1 protein-coding gene is annotated in these 1,871 nt (G+C 62.0%); it reads left to right on the top strand.

Annotation, left to right across the window (positions count from 1 at the left end):
• The first annotated feature begins 413 nt into the window (after window positions 1-413).
• Entirely contained in the window at window positions 414-1,781 is a 1,368-nt protein-coding gene (gene ltrA, locus IAG25_RS41075) for a group II intron reverse transcriptase/maturase (protein WP_061160352.1), read from the top strand.
• The last annotated feature ends 90 nt before the right edge of the window (window positions 1,782-1,871 follow it).

Genomic DNA, 1,871 nt, shown 5'->3' with positions numbered 1-1,871 from the left:
TTGGTGCGCCGAGCATGCACAACAGCTTGGGGGTGCGAGTCCCCTGTCCAACCTGATGGTGGTGAAGGACTAGCGAAACGCAAGGGCGTCGTCGTGAGGCGGGGTCTGAAGGAAGCGTGTAGCAAAGCCACGACCTGACGAACAGAAACCAGATGGGAGGCCTACCCGGACGGACGAGCGAGCCAATGATCGCGAAGTCCATAGCCATCAAGGTCCGGGGTGGTAGATCTGGCGGGTGTGTGGCGAAGGCGGTTGGGCTTACCTCGGGAGGCCTGCGCGGTGTCCTGGACTCAGGACTGAACGGCTCGCAAGGGTTGTTGACCACCGCGCAGGAGTCAGCAGCGGGCATAGTAGGGCAGCGATGCCTGAAGGCCCAAACGGAGAGGAGCGGCGAGTAAGCCGGAGAACTCGACATGGGAGCGCAGCAGAAAACGCATCGCGTCCTCGATAGCGGAGGCAGGGGTGAAGCCCCGAGGGCTGCTGATCGAGGGGCTGAACCTATGGCGGCGAACCCCGAGTCTGAAAGCCCGTCGGCTAGTGACCGACTGATGGAGGAAGTCTGCGAACGGGAGAACCTGAAGCAGGCGTTGAAACGTGTGAGAGCAAACAAAGGCGCACCGGGCGTGGACGGCATGACGGTTCAGGCACTACCGGCGTACCTGCGTGAGCACTGGCCGACGATACGGTCCATGCTGCTGGAAGGCACGTACAAGCCACAACCTGTCAGACGAGTCGAGATACCCAAGCCGGATGGAGGTGGCGTGCGCAAGCTTGGCATTCCGTGCGCGCTTGATCGATTCGTTCAGCAGGCGGTATTGCAGGTGCTGCAACAGCGGTGGGACCCGACGTTCTCGGATTCCAGTTATGGTTTCCGTCCGGGACGCTCGGCGCATCAGGCCGTGGCAAAGGCGCAAAGCTACATCCAGTCGGGGCATCGATGGATTGTAGATTTGGACCTCGAGAAATTCTTCGATCGCGTAAGCCACGATATCCTGATGAGCAGGGTGGCAAAGCGTGTCAGCGACAGGCGAGTGCTGAAGCTGATCCGCTCCTTTCTGACGGCGGGCGTGCTGGAAGACGGGCTGGTTGGCGCAACGGACGAAGGGACGCCCCAGGGCGGTCCGCTGTCACCGTTGTTATCCAATCTGATGCTCGACGACCTCGACCGGGAACTTGAGCGACGCGGACTGCGATTTGCGAGGTACGCCGACGACTGTAACGTCTATGTACGCAGCGAACGCGCGGGCCAACGGGTGATGGCGGGGCTGAAAGCCTTCCTCACCAGCAAGCTCAAGTTGACGGTCAACGAGACGAAGAGCGCAGTGGCCGAGCCTCACACGCGGAAGTTTCTGGGATTCACCTTCGGGACCCGGGATCACGTCAAACGGCGCATCGCGCCCAAGGCACTGAGCCGGTTCAAGGAGCGAATCCGGGAAATGACCCAGCGCTCGCACGGGGTCAGCGTTGACCAACTGATCGGCATGCTGAACCGTTACCTGACTGGATGGCGCGGCTACTTTGGATTCTGCGAAACGCCGAGCGTCCTTCAGCGTCTGGACGAATGGGTACGCCGCCGGGTTCGCTGCTTCTTCTGGAAGCAGTGGCGACGCGGGAACACCCGCTTCCGGGAACTGACGGCGCGAGGGGTGGACCGGTCCCTTGCTGCCCAGACAGCCGGGTCACCCCATAATGCATGGCGGCTGAGTAATAGCCCTGCACTGCAACGGGCGTTGACCAATCGCTTTCTGCGATCCCTCGGTCTTCCATCACTGCGTCCCTAGCCGATCAACCGATCCGAACCGCCGTGTACGGACCCGTACGCACGGTGGTGTGGGAGGGGTCGGGCCGCGAGGCCTGCCCCTATCCCGATC

It is taken from the genome of Caballeronia sp. EK, from assembly GCF_014384845.1.
GTDB classification, from domain to species: Bacteria; Pseudomonadota; Gammaproteobacteria; order Burkholderiales; family Burkholderiaceae; genus Caballeronia; species Caballeronia jiangsuensis.
This window is presented reverse-complemented; position numbering and strand designations above follow the sequence as displayed.

What these genes read in the sequence shown, in the direction of transcription:
- ltrA (WP_061160352.1), top strand. Translation starts at nt 414, where the DNA reads ATGGGAGCGCAGCAGAAAACGCATCGCGTCCTCGATAGCGGAGGCAGG.